This window comes from Aquiflexum balticum DSM 16537, from assembly GCF_900176595.1.
Taxonomy (GTDB): domain Bacteria; phylum Bacteroidota; class Bacteroidia; order Cytophagales; family Cyclobacteriaceae; genus Aquiflexum; species Aquiflexum balticum.
Map to the genome: position 1 here is coordinate 3,554,157 of NZ_LT838813.1, position 17,805 is coordinate 3,571,961.

The following is a 17,805-nucleotide window of genomic DNA, read 5'->3' on the forward strand; positions in this document are numbered from 1 at the left end:
ACTTAGCGCTTATAACTTACACTTCCTTGAGAGGAGTGAACAGCTAATGTCATTTAGTACCAAGCATAAATTCAATTGCTTTCAATTTCAGAGTCTTACCGCCCTAAATAAAAGTTTGGCCCGAAATCAAAGGCAATCAACTTTCGACATCATTTTCGAAAGAAAACCAAAAAACCCTATTTAGAACCTATTTTCCTAGGATTGGCCGGCATACGATACCCACATGTAGAGCAAGATACCCTTTTCAGGCAGGCAATCCACCACTTCGTACCCAACCCCGCTGCAGAGGGCCCCGGTACACCCCAAATCCATTTCTTAACCAGACGTAGGAATAGGAGTCAATTCCAGAAGTAGAAACCAAGCCTACATAAGTTAAACCTTGTCCCAACTTTCCACATAAGCTGGTCTTGGCTCTTGGTTCTTGCTTCTTGGTTCTCAAGTCTCAAGTCTCATATCTCACGTCTCCCATCTCACATCTAAAAAATGAAGCTCTTCCTCAAAAACTGCTTCCTGGCACTCCTATGCCTATACCGAAGCCATCTCTCCAATCTACACCACCCGAAAACCCCCTTCAGGGGGCAGGGGGTAGAACTCCCCTTCAAGGTGCAGGGGCCAGAACCCCCTTTAGGGGGCAGGGGGCAACACCCCTCCAGGTCCCTCGAACCCAGAACCCCCTTCAGGGGGCAGTGGGTAAAACTCCCCTCCAGGGGGCAGGGGGCAGAATTCCCCTTCAGGGGGCAGGGGGTCCAAGCTATCGCCTACATCGGTTCCCGCCACCCCTGCCTCCTTTCCAAACTCCTAAAACTCTCTCACCTCATGATCACAATAAAACAAACCTTCCAAACCCCCTTTCCACCATACCAAACCTCCCATAGGCAGGAAACAAAGTCTCAATCTTCAACTCCACCATCTTGGTTCTTGTCTCTTGTCTCTTGGTTCTCAAATCCTGTCTCTTGGTTCTTTTCAAAATCTCGTCTCTCGCTTCTCGCTTCTCACATCTATTCTCTTGCTACATTCTCATATCTCATGTCTCACATCTCAAATCTACCCTCTAGCCCCTCACTTCTAGTCTCTTGGCCCTTGACTCCTGGCACTTGGCTCTCATGCCCCAAATCTCAAACTTACCTTACCCGAGTTAGGTCTCATATCTCAAGTCTCATATCTCAAGTCTATATTCTCGCATCTCTAACCCTTATCTTCTTTTTTCCAAAAGTTGCTTTCACCCAAACCACCACAGGCACGGAATCCCAGCATTCCGTGCCCCTTACCCAGAATAAAAAATCAGGATTGCTGATTTATGGCCAAATATATACCCATCAAAAATACCCGGTAGTAGAGCTTGAAATACTTCCAAACCCTATAGACCTCATCTCCAAAAACCCCTCTCCAATTTCTCTTAAAGCTGATACCAAAATTGGCAATGTATGGGATGGGGCAAATGGGGAACATATCTTTACATTCCACCTTACTGACTTGAATCAAAATGGATTTTTTAGCCTTAGGGCAGATGAAAATACTTTAATATCAAATTTTCTCTACAATCCAGGAGACAGCCTCAAAATAAGGTTTGATCAGACTACAGGGACCACGGTTTTTTCCGGACCTTCAGCACCATTTTTTGAAGTCCAGTATCTCATGAAAAGGGAAAAAGCCAAACAGGAACTTTCCCGCCCAATGGTCTTTGCCACTGATGATAAAGCAAAGTTTTTGTCCAACCAAAATGTTGCCCTTACTGTCAAGGAATCCAAGACGACTTGGAGAAAAGAAATCACTGTATTAGAGCAGACAATTGAACAAAAAAACAGGGAATTGCTACTTAACCTGTCCAACCCCACAAATCCCAGTGATCCGAGATGGCATGTTCTCTCAGGCTTCAAAGATGACCTGAAAGAGGACAAATATCAAATGCTTCAAACTTGGTTGGGAGGAACAATTGCCAGAGAGGCAGTTTATGGAATATATGTCCAAATACTCAACCTCGAAGCTAAAAATAACCATCAAGTTCTAAATAGCTTTTTATCTGAAGTATCTATAGTTTTAAAAGGACATTTAAAGGAAATTCCTCCGATCCAATATGTCCAGGGAAATGACCCCTATCTCGAATTCCTATATTATGCTGCCAGGATATTCGCAAAAGCCGACAACAAAGATTGGCACAAAGCAATTTTAGAGGACATACCTGCCCCATACAGAGATTTTTTGCTGGCAAAGCATTTGGTAAGACAAAAAGACCTGGACAAATCATTGATTGTCGAATGGATACCTCTCTTCCAAAATGAAGAAATCCGAACTTTCATAAACAATTACCTGCTTTCATCCAACCTGGGCAAAATCATCGACGATGCAGCCCTTCAGAATTCTGACCTAAAACCAGTCCGATTATATGACTATTTGGGCAAGTGGACATTGATTGACTTTTGGTACACAGGATGTTCGGCATGCATAAAATACTATGAAAAAAGCCTTGGTCCACTCGAAAAGTCGCTGACAACAAATCCAGATTTTCAGATCATTTCAATTTCCGTGGACAAGTCCCCGGAAAAATGGCTCAAAAGCTTGGAAAAAGGCACCTACACTTCTTCACATGCAATCAACCTCTTTACAGCAGGGGAGGGGCATCACCTTCCATGGCTGAACGAGAACAATATTTTTGGCTACCCTTCCCAGATCCTGCTCTCTCCGGATGGGATCGTTGTTAAAAACACCGGACTGAATCTTCCAGCTGACGCCCTTTTGGAGCTTATCCTTTCTCATATCAATTCCATAAACCATACAAAACCCAATCATAACTGAAATGAAAAAAACAATACTTACAATCGGCCTTTTAGCCTGCCTAAGCAGTCTATGGGCACAACAGCTTGAACAGTTCATGATCAAAGGAAAAGTGATCGATACCAGAACCAAAGAACCCCTTCCGGGTGCAGTTATCAATTTCGACCAGGGAAAAGCGGTAAGAATAGCTGATAATGAAGGCGGGTTTTCAATCAGACTTGCACCAGGTACCTACGAATTGCTGACAAGCTTTATCGGTTACACTCCGCAGAATACTTCTATTGACCTTTTTTCGGATAAAGAGCTCCTTATTGATCTGTCAGAAGAAGGAATTTCTATGGAAGAAGTAAAGGTTTTCTCTACAGGATACCAAAAACTCCCCAAAGAAAGAGCCACAGGATCTTTTGTCCTGGTCGAGGAAGAACTTGTCAATAGAAGAATCAGTACCAACATCCTCGAAAGATTGGAGGACGTGACTCCCGGTCTGATTTTCAATAGGGCAGGTCCCGGGCAGGACCGCATCAGTATCAGGGGAAGAAGCACCCTATTTGCAAATGCCCAGCCTCTTATAGTGGTTGACAATCTGCCTTACGATGGGCCCATTGAATCCATCAATCCTTTTGACGTGGAAAGCATCACGGTGCTAAGGGATGCAGCGGCTGCTTCAATTTGGGGTGCCAAAGCAGGCAATGGGGTAATAGTAATTACCACAAAAAGCGGAGCAGATCTTGATGGGCCTAGGGTTTCATTATTGGCGAACACGACTTGGGTGGAAAGTCCTGACCCATTCTATAGCCCCATCATGTCCACACCTGATTTTGTTGACCTGGAAAAATTCCTTTTCCAAAGAGGATTTTACAACACATTTGAAAATTCAGCAAGCAGACCGGTGCTTACTCCGGCTGTAGAAACCCTTATTCAGCTTCGGGACGGCCAGATCACCCAGCAAGAAGCCGATGGAATTCTGAATAACCTATCCAATATTGATGTAAGAAACGATTATCGGGACTTAATTTACAGAGAGAGCATTCTCCAACAATACGCGCTAAACATAAGTGGAGGAAGTAAAAACCAAAAATATTTCATTTCAACAGGTTGGGACAACAATCGGGAGGATCTTATCCACAATGCCAATCAAAGAATAACACTCAATTTTAGACATCAGCTAAGTCTGTTGAAAAACAAACTCTCAGTCGAATCAGGCCTCTACATGGCATTGACCGATTCCGATGCAGGAAATCCGGGAGTGGAAATGCTCAGATATTCAGGAGTCCGTCCTCTTTACCCTTATGCACGCTTACAGGATGCTTCCGGAAACCCAATGATTGTTTCAAGGGATTATCGTTCATCATTTCTTGAAAGTGCTGAAGCTGCCGGGTTATTGGATTGGAGATATAGACCTTTGGAGGAAATTGAATTGACCGAGATAAAGAATTCTTCAGTTGATATCAGGGCCAACTTAAACCTGAGATACAGAATAACAGAACATATTTCCGCCTCAGCCATTTATCAATATTGGCAAAATGACTTTAAGAATGATTCCCACTTTCCAATTGAAACTTATTTTACTAGGGACATCATCAACCAGTTTACCCAATTGGAAAACGGTGTCCTAATGAGACCTGTTCCTTTGGGAGGTATTCTGAACAACACCCTCCGAAGAGGGCACAGCAATCATCTTCGAACACAATTGGATTTTAACAGAACATTGGGAACCAACAGATCAAGAATCGATGCTATAGCCGGTTGGGAAATCAAATCAACTCAAAACACTTCCAATGTTTGGAGAAATTACGGATACAATGACCAGACAGCTTTGGTGACAAGAGTGGACTATGAAAATTTCTACAAAAGATTCAATAACCCGGCGCAGCAACAACGGATTTTATTTAACAATTCCCTGAGTGAATTCAATGATAGATTCATTTCTTATTTTGCAAATGCATCCTATACTCTCAAGGGAAAATATATCTTCAGTGCCAGTGGAAGAAGAGATGCCTCTAATCTTTTTGGAGTAAAGACTAACCAAAAATGGGTACCACTATGGTCAGCAGGAACAGCTTGGATTATCAGTGAAGAGGATTTCTACAAATCTTCTTGGCTCCCTTTTCTCAAACTCAGGGCATCTTATGGATATAATGGCAATACAGATAGGAATGTATCCGCATATACCACAGCTACAATTATCGGGACCAGCTTCCTTTCAGGGTTTCCGGCTGCTAATTTGGGAAACATTGGCAATCCGGACCTACAATGGGAAAAAATCCAGATATTCAATCTTGCCCTTGACCTCGAAAACCGTTCAGGTTGGCTAAGGGGCAACCTTGAATTTTATCTTAAAAACGGAATAGATCTCATAGGAGATAGTCCATTTCCCCCATCCTCAGGGGTGACACAATTCAGGGGTAATTTTGCAAGTACCAATACCAAAGGAGCCGATCTGGCCATTTATACAAGAAACATCGACAAAAAAATAAGATGGGAAACAGATTGGTTGATATCCTTTATCAAAGAAGAGGTGACAGATTTCAAAGTAAACGCATCTGTAATCAATTATCTCTCTCAGGGTGCCGGAGCTAATCCATTTTCAATGCCTTTTCCAATGGAAGGAAGACCCTTATTTTCTGTCCATAGCCTCCACTGGGGTGGTCTAAATCCCGATAACGGCAATCCAAGGGGATTTCTCGACGGGGAACTGAGTGAGAATTATGCATCGATAATTAGTGCCTATACTCCGGAAACGATGATATACCATGGCCCGGCCAGACCAACTTCTTTTGGAGCTTTAAGAAATACCCTTACCTACAAGAATCTTTCAGTGTCTATCAACATGACATACCGCTTCGGCCATTTTTACAGAATGAATTCTGTAAGGTACACACCTATACTAAGAGGTGAAATGGGGCATGGGGACTATGCAAATAGATGGCAAAACCCTGGCGATGAATCGATTTCCCAGATACCATCCAGACCTGATATAGGGAATCTCTCTCGTGATGATTTCCATGCATATTCTGAATCCCTTGTCAGGAAGGCCGATAATATCCGTCTTCAGGATGTCAGGATTTCATATACATTAAGAAAGCAGAATATACCTACTCTTCCTTTCCGTAATGCAGAATTGTTTTGCTACGCAAACAATGTCGGTCTGCTTTGGAAGGCAACAGACGATGTCCTGGACCCCGAATTCCGCTCCATGAAACCATTAAGTAGCATGGCTCTTGGCCTCAGAATAGATTTCTAACCCAACTTAAACACAAAAACCTTTGGGGTCTTTCCGACCCCAAAGGTTTCAACAAAAATCCGATTTAAACACAAAAACCTTCCCTCTACAACATCCCCCTTTCCTCCAGGGGAGGGACCAGGGGTGAGGTAAAAACTGCCCGCCTATGTATAACCTAAAACAAAAAGTAAGCGCAACTGGTCCGCAGCGAACCTTATCGCTGCGGCGGGCACCCCCTTCCTCCCTTTGGGGTCTTTCCGACCCCGAAGGTTTTACCTTTCCCCCTTAAATGTTTTCGCCTCAATGAGTGTCTCCACTCACCGACACATTATTTGGGGTCTTTAAAATCCCGGAAGGTTCAACAATAAACAAACCAAAACATACAACCCTTAACTCCACAACGCCCTCCTCTCCTCAAGGAGAGGGGCCGGGGGGTGAGGTAAAAAACTGCCGTCCTTTCTCATACTTGTTAATAGTTGAAAATAAACCCAAATGTAGCTTTCGGATTCACAAAAGGTGATGACAATGCATAGCAGTAACCTTTCCCCCAGTTCCCCCTCCATCAGGAGAGGGGCCAGGGGGGAGGTAATAACAACAACAGAAATTAAATCATCAATCTACTCCATATAATCTGTTTCATTCAGGAAAGGAGATAAACAAAAATCAAAATGAAAAATCGAATTTACAATCTTATACTACTATTCCTCATGCCCATTCTGGTATGCTGTGAAGGTTTTTTGGAGGAAAAACCAAACAGAGCATTGTTGACGCTTAACTCACTAAGTGATTTAAGGGCTCTCCTTGATAATGATATTCAATATTTCAACATGGAACCTGCTATTCCTGAAGTAGCTTCAGCAGATTTCGATCTACAGCCACAGGCTATCCCTTCATTACAGATTTTCGAAAGAAATGCCTATTTATGGGAACCTAATGTTTTTGAAGGCAGATCTTCCGTGGAATGGAATAACCTTTACCGTCAGATTTTATTCACCAATACCGTTTTGGAAGAATTGGAAAAATTCGATCCTACAATCAAAAACAGTCAGGAAGGTATTTCCTTAAAAGGTTCCGCCCTGTTTTATAGATCCTATGCCTTTTACAATCTAGCTACTGTTTTTGCTATGCCCTATTTACCCGGTTCAAATGACAATGACCCGGGAATTGTACTTCGTCTTTCTCCCGATGTCAAGTTAAAAGTTCAACGTGCAACATTGAAAGAGACTTATGACAGAATATTGGAAGATTTAAAAACTTCCATCCCACTATTGGAAACAAGATTTGAAAAACCGACAAGACCTTCCCGACAGGCAGCATTGGCATTGATTGCAAGAATTTATCTGGCTCTTCAAGACTATGAAAACGCTTTGGATTATGCCCAACAAGCCCTTTCAATCCATGATATTGTTCTGGATTTCAATCTCCTAAGTCCAGCACTTGCCAATCCTATTCCTCAACTCAATCAGGAGATTATATTTCAAAGTAATTTACAATTGGGACTTTACACACTTTCCCAGCTTTTAGTACCTAGATCAGATCTCATCGATTCATATGATACCAATGATTTGAGGAGAAATATCTTTTATACTACAAGACCCTCCGGCTTGGTCAATTTTAGAGGACATTATTCAGGAAACATAAGGGCTTTTGGTGGTCTTACTACAGGGGAAACAATCCTGATAAAAGCAGAATCTTTGGCAAGATTGAACAGACTGGAAGAAGCGAAGGCAGCAGTTTTTGAATTATTACAGTTTCGTTTTCCAGTTGGATATGACTTCCAATCCGGTATTCAGACTGATAATGTACTTGATAAAATATTGGAAGAAAGAAGAAAGGAATTGGTATTTAGAGGATTAAGGTGGCAGGATTTAAGGCGGTTCAACTTTTCCTCAGACGAGAAGGTCACGTTAAGTAGAACAATAGGCGGAAATATTTTGACTTTACCACCCCTGGATCCGAGGTATGCCTTTCCAATTCCGGATAACGAAATCGAATTGAGCGGTTTGGTACAAAATCCTAGAAATTAAGACCCTGTTATTTATAAAACTATGAGGCTGCCCATATTGTGGACAGCCTCTTTTTGTAACTCCTTAAGGAGTATATAACCCTTTCACAAGGGTACTGGGAATCATCACCCCATGTTCATCGAACCGTGCCACACAATCCTCTTCCGGATCAGGGAGACAATTATAGGCTTGGTTTTCAGGAATAGGAGTCCAAATCCCTCCAATATTTGCCCTCAGTTCACCTTGATTGGGAACAGAAAAAGCAAACACACCGATAGCTGCCAGGATTAACCCCAAAACAGGCAGCTTCTTTATTAATTTTTCCATAAATCTCTGTTTTTTTTACAATCAAAAAAGACAGTAAAAACGTTTAGTTGATTGCCTACTCATTTAAGGTTTTTCAGCTTCCACCTTTCACCTGCCTGAAAGGATGCAGACCTTACCCACACATCCTTTCCATAAGGTCGGACAGTATTTTTTGTCATCCACCAACCGGATAACCAATATTCTGTTCTAAATCCATCCTTTTATAAGGAATCTTTTTTCTCTTCATTTCTTATCCTTCAAAATCCAATTTTCCCCTAAGCCCACATCCTATCCCTGCAATTCCAACTAACCCCGCATTGACCCAAAAATGGGCTTCCCAACTGATTCTTTCGAAAATTCCGGCACATCCACAAGGGATTTTATCAAAGGCATCCACAAGCACCAATCCTATATATGTACTGAAAACAGTGAGTAAAATCAATGAACCAAGAAAAGCAAAGAAGCTGAATCTTGGAACAAAAAAAAGAACCAATAAAAGAAATTCAATGAGTGGAATGATAATTGACAAAACCTCCCCAAATGAATCTGAAAAAGGTTGGTTTAGAATAGAAATCCTAAATGCCTGGTAAGTTATAGTTTTCGAAAAAAATGAATATCCCCAAAGTGCGGTTAGAATCATTTTTAAAAATGATTCAATTAAAAACAAAGTCGGGATTGCTTTTTGGATACTCATCATTGATTTTTTGAAGAAATCTAAAACCAAAAACTACAACCCGCAAAACCGGAAATTTACTTTTACCCAAAACCTGGAATTTCTTGTAATTGTATTCAATAAAACAAAAAAAAATTCACTAAATAATTATCTTTTTTCAATCAAAAAATGGAGAAATATGATTTTCCCAAATATTTTCAATAGAAGTTCCATCAAAATTTAAATTTTATTCGAACTACATGGATTCAATGTCTATAAGTACCTTTAGTTAACCTATAACACTTGATTATCAAGGGAAAATAATCAATCATCCAATCCGGGAACTTAATTCTTAAATCGATTTTAGGTAAAAATGTCCCCAATCTGAAGATTTTTCAAAATCCAGACCCCAATAAATTGCTTTAGATATTAGCTTTTTTTTCCTTCAAATTTTTAAATAAATGAAGAAATGGATATTTACAAAAGACGGCTTCAGATAAAACAATATGCTTTGAAACACAGCTTGTTTTTCAATGATTTGTTCTACGGCATACTTGAAAATACTCGCGTTCTCTCTTATAATCCTTTTGACTTAATAGGTTTTCATGATGATAATGACTTCTTATATTTTTTGAATGACGGCCTTGTAATGGCCACATTAGAGCAAAACCCGGATTCTGATTGGTATAGAATAATTTATGAACCTTCTCCATTTGGCGATATTTCTAGATATTTTCTTCTTGATAACAATCAATTATCCTGGTACGCAATTAGTCAGGTTTCTCTTTTGGCTATTCCTTTCAATAAACTCATGGAATTTTTTAAAAGTTATCCCCAAGAAGCAAATTTGCTAAAATCTCATTTGATCCAACTTGAAATCGAAAGAATCAACCTTCTAAACAAGTTGTCCAAAATGAATACAAGTGAAAAACTAAGATTTCTGGAAGTTAACCATCCAGAATTGATCATACGTACCAAATATATTTTCCTTGCAAAATACCTGGGAATCTCCAGATCAAGTCTTTCAAAAACGATACAACAAATAAGTCATTTACCCTTCAAGGAATAGGATAAAACTATTTTTAAATGTCCTGAATTTGGTAAGAAATGAAAATTTCCTGTTGTAAATTTTGTCAATTTAATCAAATGTTTTATAAATTTAGTAATACCCTTGTTTGAACTGTTTGAGTTTAGTTGAGATTTCTGGCTTTATCAGACATCTTTAGAATGTCTAGTTTATTGTAATTTTCCCGTCCTTTAGATGGGCATTAAGTTTCTTTGAAATTATTGTTTAACTAAAACTAATAAAACATGGACAAGACCCAAATTCCGATTTTTCTGAAGCAATTTTTAGACGCTTTAGAGGTTCACTCTTTAGAAGAGTACTATAGTTTAGCAGACTACATTAACGAAAGAACTTTCAGAAAAGGTAAAATCCTAAGGCCGGCAGGAACTCATGAGGATTATGCCCATTTTATTCTTAAAGGTATGCTGGCTCTTGTTCAGGATAGGAGACTTGTAAGAATTTATCTTCCTTTTGAGGTAGCTTTTGATCTTGATGCTTACTCCAACCAATCAAAAAGCCCTTATAAATTAGTGGCTTTGGAGAATTCCAAGGTGATAACTGTAAGCCGGTCAGCTGAAGAAAAAATCTTATCAAACCTTCCTGAATTTAAAACACTTTCAGAAAAGTTGATTTCTAGGGCCAAAAAATCCGACTTGGAATGGATAGCCATAACACAAATGCACCATTCGGAAGCTATCCCACTGTTAAGGGAAAAAATGGGCCAACAGTTTCAGATTCCATCGACCAAAAGGCTGAGTGAAATGCTGGGGATAAGTTCAAAAACTCTTTCCCGATATTATTCAAAACAATATACAAACAGAAAATCAATCTTAGTCAGGGCACAGGCAAAAGAGATTTTCCATTATCCATTCCACTCTATAGTGCATAGTGATGTGGAAGAAATAGACTCTATTGTGACCTGTTGGGCATCCCACCATCATTTACTTCCTTCCCAAAAAGCAATCTCAGATTATCAGAAAATGAAAATGACTTGGCTTTCGGCCAGACTTTACCCTGAGGCTACAATAGAAAAAAGTATTTGGTTAGCAAAATTATATGCTTTCCTCTTTATTGTTGATGACTATACAGATAAAACTCCTGTCGGCGAAAAACACAGGTTTTGGATGGAATTGGCTTCGGGAATGAAGGATATTATGAATGAGATGATTATTGAACAAAGAAACAAAAATCTAAGAATTTTCCTGAATGCCTATTTCGATTTATGGAAAGAATTTTCATTGTTGGCATCCCCTGATTCTAGAAGTTATTTCAAGTGTATGATGAACAATTATGTGCGGGAGAACCAATGGGAGGCCTGTAACAGGGATTTTAGGAGACAAATTACAATACATTCCTATCTGGAAAAGAGACCCGTTTTTTCAGGAGGCATTTTGGCTATAGGCCTGATCAAATTTGCAATGGAGAACAATCATCATGATTTATCCGCTGTATGGCAAAATCTTAGATCTTATCAGAACCTTGCAGCCAAGCTAATTTTTATTTCCAATGATCTTCTATCATACGAAAAAGAAAAGCACATAGAAGATCCTCATAATTGGCTTTCACTTATGATAAAAGAAATGGGAATAGAAAAAGAGCAGGCCGAAAAATCCCTCCTTGAAATTCATAGTCAAACTTTGGAAGAATTGTTGGTATTGGACCGTAAATATCAAAAGAATTATATCCCCAATAGCAGGACAGTCCTTACGGCTATCAAAAACATAAAATACCAAATATCCGGTGCTGTAGCTTGGTCAGTCTATGATACCAAAAGATATATAGAGTATTAATCCGTTCAAAAAAAACAGAATAAGTCAGCTTAATTCATCCTTGATAGATGGGTATCCCACCAAATAAAAACAGTGAATTATGAGGTGGGTGCCCAATCTTTCAAATTAAACTTTGCTTTTTGACCAAAAAAATTCATAAAAAATACACCCATTAAATATATCTAGATAAAATCCAGTCAAACTGAAATCCAATGAAATTAATCCATGATCTTTCACAAATGTATTACTGCATAATATGTTCAAGAAGAGATGCGTCATATATCCCAAAGATGTACAGATCATCACCGGCAAAAGTGAGCGGTACGGCCAGGACCTACTCAACAAAATCCGTATCTACCTGAACAAAAAACCGCATCAATTCATCACCATCAAAGAATTCTCAGATTTCTCAGGCATCCCCACCCAAGACCTCGAAGAATACATCTAACACTTACAATGCTGCAACGCTGTTCGGGATTTGCAATCCCGAACCCAGATAAAAGGGATTTGTAACCCCAAAAATCCCTCTAAAAACCCCTCCTCCTCCCGTCCGTGTCCCTACCATGTCTCGTGTGTGTCCCGACCATTCTACTACTTTTCGCTAAATTCCAAGATATCATATAACTTTTTCAATACACCTGTTTTTAACCAAAATCCGCTGTTCGGGATTTGTATTCCGCTGTTCGAGATTCCGTTGTTCCGCTGTTCGAGATTTGTAATCTCGAACCCCAGATAACCAGGATTTGCAATCCTGTTTTCCAGTTAATAAGCCTATTCCTGATTTTCCAGCAGTACTGGATTTGCAATCCCGAATTTACCTACCGAAGGTAGGCCCAGATTACCGGGATTTGCAATCACCAACATCAATCCAAAATCTCCCAACTTCATTATTGCTCACTCCCCAAAATCTACATTCTAATATCCCCTAATTCCGCAAGTTCCGCAACATGCGCAGGATCCGCATATTCATTTCTATATCAATCCTTACATCCCCAAATTTGATCATGTTTCACTTTAAAACACATGTAAAATGGCAAAACAAACAGGTATAATTACCCTACAGGGTAATGTCGGAAGATTGAACTTCTTCAAAAACAAAGATGGCTTTCAGGCCAGAGAAAAAGGTGGTGTAAGCAAATCTAGGATCATGACAGATCCAAGATATGCAAGGACAAGGGAAAACATTGCTGAATTCACAACCAATGCAGCAGTGGTAAAACTCCTTAAGGATACTATTCGACCTGCTATTGTAAGAATTAGCGACACAAGATTGCATCAGCGATTGGTCAAAAAATTACTGACCATCCTGAGAACGGATGCAGTCAATGTAAGGGGACAGAGAAATATCCAGGAAGGTGATTGGAACCTGCTTATCGGTATGGAGATAAACGCAACAGTTGGATTGACTTCAACCCTGAGACCTGAATTGGTATTGATCAATACCGGTACCGATTGGGGAATTTCAATACAGCCCTATCAGCCCTCTGATTTCATGGTAATCCCCGAAGGCGCTTCTCACTTCAAGGTGTTTGTAGCAGGTGCATCAATTGATATCCTGACTGGAAACAGATCCTTTCAAATGGAAGCTTCTGCAAATCTCCCTATCAATGTGGAAACACCTGCGATCAACCTTGCAGTTGAAAAAGCTCTGATTCCAGATCCACACAGGATATTGATTGTTGGAGTCGAATTTATGCAAGAAGTAAACGGTCAGTATTATGCAATGAATAATGGCGCTAATAATGCAGCAGTCATCATTGCTGTCGAAAAGGATTAAGCGATGAAACTGCTCCTGACCAGAAAATACTGTTTGGATAGGACAATTGGAAAACTGAGTGTTAATGGAAAAATAACCATGTATATTTTGGAAAAAGCCCATAAATTATTCAATCCATTCCACCATTGCATTCCAGAGGGTATTTACAAGGTGGTTCCTGAATACGCTGAGGACTCAGGATGGAGTCTTTCGGTGATGAATGACAGCACTAATGAGACCTATGAGATTAAAGCAATCCAAGGAAAAAAAATCCCGGATGGCTCTTCTTTGGTACCGGTTACCTTCTTCAAAGAAAAAAGAAAACCTATGTACTCCAATCTTGCCAATATTAAATTGCGGGATAGGGTGTTTCTAGCTTTGGATGAAGGAGAGGAGGTAGAATTGGAAATTGTATCTGAAACCTTTAAACCCGTTTTAAAATCATGCCTACAGAAGAAGGAGTGTATTTGATAAGTGCAGGCGGACTGATTTCATTATTGCTTTCCATCATCGCATATTTCCTGAAATTCATGCTACAGGATTTTAGAATCCTCCAAGTAGGTTTTCAGGAACTGAATACCAAATACCAATTGATGGAAACTGCAATAAAGGCTATGTCCAAGGAACTGAATGCACTCAGGATTCAGCTAATGAAAAAAGACAAATAATCTTGATATCAAATCAGCTCCAAGGTTCTTAGGGGCTGATTTTTTTCTTGCATATTTTTAAAGAAATTTGAATCACTATGAATTAGAAATAGCTAGGGCATAATTCTTTTCTTTCAAATTGGTAAATTTGATATATATTAGTTAATTATCCACTAAACCCCATAATCTCAAACCACCCCTATGCCCAAATCCTTCTACCTCTTTTCATTTGGAATCCTACTATTTTGCTTTAGTTGCCAAACAAAAAATCCAAACTCAATAGAATCCGACCTCATCATCTATGGCGGAACCTCCGCTGCCATCACCGCAGCCGTCCAAGCCAAAAAGATGGGCAAATCAGTCATTGTGGTATCTCCTGATATCCACTTGGGGGGATTGTCGGCTGGGGGATTGGGATTTACAGATACCGGGGACAAATCTGTTATCGGTGGGTTGGCCAGGGAGTTTTACCACAGGATCTATATGCATTACCAAAGTGAGGATTCCTGGAAATGGCAGAAGAAGGATGAATATGGCAACGTGGGGCAGGGGACTCCGGCCATTGATGGGAATGCCCGGACCATGTGGATTTTTGAACCCCATGCCGCAGAAAAAGTTTTTGAGGATTTTGTTTCAGAATATGAAATCCAAGTCTATCGGGATGAGTGGTTGGATAGAGGAAAGGGTGTACAATTGGAAAATGGCAAGATCATAGCCATCACTACATTGTCAGGAAAAACCTTCAATGGCAAAATGTTTATCGATGCCACCTATGAAGGGGATTTGATGGCTGCTGCAGGAGTCAGTTACCATGTGGGCAGAGAATCCAATGAAACCTATGGAGAAACATGGAATGGGGTGCAGTTTGGCGTGTTCCAGCACAGGCATTATTTCTATGAACCTATAAGTCCATACCTTATCCCCGGAGATCCTTCTAGCGGTCTTCTGCCCGAGATTTCTGATGCCCAATTGGCAGAAAACGGTACAGGGGACAATAAAGTGCAGGCATATAATTTCAGAATGTGCCTCAGCCAACATCCTGATAACAGGCTACCATTTCCCAAACCTGAAGGCTATGACCCTGCAAGGTATGAATTGTTGGCAAGGGTTTTTGAAACAGGTTGGGATGAGACTTTTGACAAATTTGATCCCATTCCCAATCTGAAAACCGACACCAACAATCACGGTCCTTTCAGTACCGATTACATTGGAAAAAATTATGATTATCCGGAAGCCACTTATGAGGAGCGGAAAGCGATTATCAAGGAACATGAAAACTATCAAAAAGGCCTGATGTATTTTTTGGCCAATGACCCCAAAGTACCCGAAAAAGTAAGAAACGAAATGAACAAATGGGGATTGGCCAAAGATGAGTTTACAGACAACGGCAATTGGCCCCATCAGATTTATGTCAGGGAGGCAAGGAGATTGATAGGTGATTATGTGATGACCGAGCATGATGTTCTGGGTGCCAAACAGGTTCCCCAGCCCATTGGCATGGGTTCCTATGCCTTGGATTCCCACAATATTCAGCGCATTGTCACAGCTGAGGGATTTGTACAGAATGAAGGAGATATTGGTGTCAAACCTAAGGAACCATACAGTATTTCCTATGGCACCATTATTCCAAAAAAACAGGAATGCGAAAACCTGTTGGTTGCAGTATGTGTCTCAAGTTCCCACACCGCTTTTGGATCTATCAGGATGGAACCGGTTTTTATGATCTTGGGCCAGTCTGCTGCTACGGCTGCAGCTTTGGCAATAGATGCAGACCTTGCTGTTCAGGATTTGCCTTATGAAAAATTGCAAGAAAGGCTGAAAACAGATGGACAGGTGATGGTGTTGGAAGAAAGGTTGTGAAAAAATCAAAACTAAAAATGATATGAAGAATTTGTTTTTGCCCCTATTTTTTATTTTATCAGTATGTGCTTCAACCCCCGTCCTCGGACAGAACTCTTCCCATGATTTGGTGATTTATGGATCAACATCAGCAGGAATTGCGGCTGCCATTCAGAGCTCGCGTATGGGCAAATCCGTATTGCTCATCGAGCCTACAAATCACATTGGTGGCTTGACTACAGGGGGATTGGGTGCTACAGATATCGGAAATAAACAGGCAATTGGTGGAATTTCCAGGGAATTTTATCAAAACATCAAAGCTTACTATGAAAATCCGAATCACTGGAAATGGCAGCACCGATCAGAATATTTTAAACCAAATCCAAATAATCCTTCAAAAGAAGGGGAAGATGCCATGTGGACTTTTGAGCCTTCTGCGGCAATGAAAGTTTATGAACAGATGATGGCTTCTGAGGACATTGAATTGGTTACTGAAAAAAGGCTCGACCGCGAAAAAGGAGTGGAGTTAAATAATAACCGCATTGTTGCCATTACCATGGAAAGCGGGGAAAGGTATCATGGAAAAATGTTTATTGATGCTACCTACGAAGGTGACCTCATGGCAGCAGCGGGAGTGAGTTATATGGTAGGAAGGGAAGCCAACACCGAATTTGGGGAAACGCTAAATGGAGTCCAAGCAAATTATTATAATATTACCCTGAAGGGTAAAGTTTCCCGGAATGCTGTTCACCATAATTTTATACCAGGAGTTGACCCTTTCATAAAGAAAGGAAACCCTTCCAGTGGTTTGCTGCCCTTCATAATAGAAGGAGGCCCGGGAATCGATGGGACTGCAGACAATAAAATTCAGGCTTATTGCTACCGCATGACCTTGACTGATCATCCTGAGAATAGGATTCCATTTGAGAAACCGAAAAACTACCGGGAACTCGATTATGAGCTGTTATTTCGAAATTACGAAGCTGCCACAGGACCTATTGAAAAAATGTACCACTATGGAGATCCTTTGGTTCCTTGGATCAATTCTTCAATGCCCAACAGAAAGACGGACACCAATAACCAAAAAGGATTTTCTACTGATTTCATAGGTCAAAACTTTGATTACCCCGAAGCAAGCTATGAAGAAAGAGAGGAAATAGCTCAGCGTCACCTTGAATACCAACAAGGATTGATGTGGACATTGGCTTATCATCCGAGAATTCCTGAAAAAGTGAGGGAGGTGGTATCCAAGTGGGGCTTGGCCAAAGATGAATTTGAAGAAAGGGGTGGATGGACACCTCAGCTTTATGTTCGTGAAGCCAGAAGAATGCGCAGCGACTATGTGGTAACCCAGCGGGATTGTGAGGACTTGGAGACGCAGGTGGGGGATGCTGTAGGACTTGCTGCTTATACTATGGATAGCCACATGGTTCAGCGCTATGTGGATCACAATGGTTATGTCCAAAATGAAGGGAATTTTGAAGCGGGAGTAGAGAGACCCTTCCCAATTCCATTTCGGGCAATTATTCCCAAAAAGGGTGAAGTGAGTAATTTATTGGTTCCCGTCTGTGTGAGTTCCTCGCATGTTGCTTTTGGGTCTATCCGGATGGAACCGGTATTTATGGTATTGGGTCAATCTGCTGCCACAGCGGCTGTTTTGGCCATTGACGAAAATGTTGCCGTCCAGGATTTGCCTTATGAAAAATTACAGATAAGGCTGAAAGCAGATGGGCAGGTGTTGGCGTTCGAAAAGAAATAGTAGATTGGTA

Annotated in this window: 14 protein-coding genes; 11 read left to right on the forward strand and 3 right to left on the reverse strand. The window is 40.6% G+C overall.

Annotated elements, in window-relative coordinates; all coding sequences use genetic code 11:
- Positions 1-820 precede the first annotated feature (820 nt).
- Entirely contained in the window at positions 821-967 is a 147-nt protein-coding gene (locus B9A52_RS25875; RefSeq protein WP_172805220.1) for a hypothetical protein, read from the reverse strand.
- 290 nt (positions 968-1,257) lie between these two features.
- Here B9A52_RS25875 and B9A52_RS14985 point away from each other — a divergent pair, with 290 nt between their 5' ends.
- The 3 genes from B9A52_RS14985 (at position 1,258) to B9A52_RS14995 (ending at position 8,022) form a co-directional block, all read left to right on the forward strand.
- The gene (locus B9A52_RS14985; protein ID WP_172805221.1) at positions 1,258-2,793 is read left to right on the forward strand and encodes a TlpA family protein disulfide reductase; all 1,536 of its coding nucleotides are present in this window, start codon (positions 1,258-1,260) and stop codon (positions 2,791-2,793) included.
- Position 2,794: 1 nt separating this feature from the next.
- Entirely contained in the window at positions 2,795-6,016 is a 3,222-nt protein-coding gene (locus B9A52_RS14990) for a SusC/RagA family TonB-linked outer membrane protein (RefSeq protein WP_084121220.1), read from the forward strand.
- A 647-nt stretch (positions 6,017-6,663) separates the two neighbouring features.
- Positions 6,664-8,022, forward strand: a complete 1,359-nt coding sequence (locus B9A52_RS14995; protein ID WP_084121221.1) for a RagB/SusD family nutrient uptake outer membrane protein — start codon at positions 6,664-6,666, stop codon at positions 8,020-8,022.
- A gap of 63 nt (positions 8,023-8,085) precedes the next feature.
- On the opposite strand, the gene B9A52_RS15000 is transcribed toward B9A52_RS14995, so the two are convergent.
- Positions 8,086-8,328 (reverse strand): hypothetical protein, encoded by a 243-nt coding sequence (locus B9A52_RS15000; protein WP_084121222.1) that lies wholly within the window; start codon positions 8,326-8,328, stop codon positions 8,086-8,088.
- 229 nt (positions 8,329-8,557) lie between these two features.
- The gene (locus tag B9A52_RS15005; RefSeq protein WP_157370171.1) at positions 8,558-9,004 is read right to left on the reverse strand and encodes a MauE/DoxX family redox-associated membrane protein; all 447 of its coding nucleotides are present in this window, start codon (positions 9,002-9,004) and stop codon (positions 8,558-8,560) included.
- Positions 9,005-9,428: 424 nt separating this feature from the next.
- On the opposite strand from B9A52_RS15005, the gene B9A52_RS15015 reads away from it, so the two are divergent.
- The 8 genes from B9A52_RS15015 to B9A52_RS15050 all read left to right on the forward strand — a co-directional run bounded on the left by B9A52_RS15015 (position 9,429) and on the right by B9A52_RS15050 (position 17,795).
- On the forward strand, positions 9,429-10,028 hold the full coding sequence (locus tag B9A52_RS15015) for a cyclic nucleotide-binding domain-containing protein (RefSeq protein WP_084121225.1): 600 nt from the start codon (positions 9,429-9,431) through the stop codon (positions 10,026-10,028).
- A 242-nt stretch (positions 10,029-10,270) separates the two neighbouring features.
- Positions 10,271-11,815, forward strand: a complete 1,545-nt coding sequence (locus B9A52_RS15020) for a terpene synthase family protein (RefSeq protein WP_084121226.1) — start codon at positions 10,271-10,273, stop codon at positions 11,813-11,815.
- Between the two features lie 235 nt (positions 11,816-12,050).
- On the forward strand, positions 12,051-12,242 hold the full coding sequence (locus tag B9A52_RS15025; protein WP_084121227.1) for a hypothetical protein: 192 nt from the start codon (positions 12,051-12,053) through the stop codon (positions 12,240-12,242).
- 582 nt (positions 12,243-12,824) lie between these two features.
- Positions 12,825-13,571, forward strand: coding sequence for a hypothetical protein (locus B9A52_RS15030; protein ID WP_084121228.1), 747 nt, complete (start codon positions 12,825-12,827; stop codon positions 13,569-13,571).
- Between the two features lie 3 nt (positions 13,572-13,574).
- Complete coding sequence (locus B9A52_RS15035; protein WP_084121229.1) at positions 13,575-14,021, forward strand: DUF5675 family protein; 447 nt, start codon at positions 13,575-13,577, stop codon at positions 14,019-14,021.
- On the forward strand, positions 13,994-14,218 hold the full coding sequence (locus tag B9A52_RS15040; RefSeq protein ID WP_084121230.1) for a hypothetical protein: 225 nt from the start codon (positions 13,994-13,996) through the stop codon (positions 14,216-14,218). The genes B9A52_RS15035 and B9A52_RS15040 overlap by 28 nt, the downstream gene beginning before the upstream one ends.
- A 180-nt stretch (positions 14,219-14,398) precedes the next feature.
- A complete protein-coding gene (locus B9A52_RS15045; RefSeq protein WP_084121231.1) occupies positions 14,399-16,057 on the forward strand; it encodes an FAD-dependent oxidoreductase in 1,659 nt (552 codons plus the stop codon).
- Positions 16,058-16,079: 22 nt separating this feature from the next.
- Complete coding sequence (locus tag B9A52_RS15050; RefSeq protein WP_084121232.1) at positions 16,080-17,795, forward strand: FAD-dependent oxidoreductase; 1,716 nt, start codon at positions 16,080-16,082, stop codon at positions 17,793-17,795.
- Positions 17,796-17,805 lie beyond the last annotated feature (10 nt).

Bases quoted from the DNA above. Each gene is read 5' to 3' on its own strand.
- B9A52_RS15015 (WP_084121225.1), top strand. From the start codon at position 9,429: ATGGATATTTACAAAAGACGGCTTCAGATAAAACAATATGCTTTGAAA.
- B9A52_RS15005 (WP_157370171.1), bottom strand. From the start codon at position 9,004: ATGATGAGTATCCAAAAAGCAATCCCGACTTTGTTTTTAATTGAATCA.
- B9A52_RS15035 (WP_084121229.1), top strand. From the start codon at position 13,575: ATGAAACTGCTCCTGACCAGAAAATACTGTTTGGATAGGACAATTGGA.
- B9A52_RS15040 (WP_084121230.1), top strand. From the start codon at position 13,994: ATGCCTACAGAAGAAGGAGTGTATTTGATAAGTGCAGGCGGACTGATT.
- B9A52_RS14995 (WP_084121221.1), top strand. From the start codon at position 6,664: ATGAAAAATCGAATTTACAATCTTATACTACTATTCCTCATGCCCATT.
- B9A52_RS15030 (WP_084121228.1), top strand. From the start codon at position 12,825: ATGGCAAAACAAACAGGTATAATTACCCTACAGGGTAATGTCGGAAGA.
- B9A52_RS15045 (WP_084121231.1), top strand. From the start codon at position 14,399: ATGCCCAAATCCTTCTACCTCTTTTCATTTGGAATCCTACTATTTTGC.
- B9A52_RS15020 (WP_084121226.1), top strand. From the start codon at position 10,271: ATGGACAAGACCCAAATTCCGATTTTTCTGAAGCAATTTTTAGACGCT.
- B9A52_RS15050 (WP_084121232.1), top strand. From the start codon at position 16,080: ATGAAGAATTTGTTTTTGCCCCTATTTTTTATTTTATCAGTATGTGCT.
- B9A52_RS15025 (WP_084121227.1), top strand. From the start codon at position 12,051: ATGTTCAAGAAGAGATGCGTCATATATCCCAAAGATGTACAGATCATC.
- B9A52_RS15000 (WP_084121222.1), bottom strand. From the start codon at position 8,328: ATGGAAAAATTAATAAAGAAGCTGCCTGTTTTGGGGTTAATCCTGGCA.
- B9A52_RS14990 (WP_084121220.1), top strand. From the start codon at position 2,795: ATGAAAAAAACAATACTTACAATCGGCCTTTTAGCCTGCCTAAGCAGT.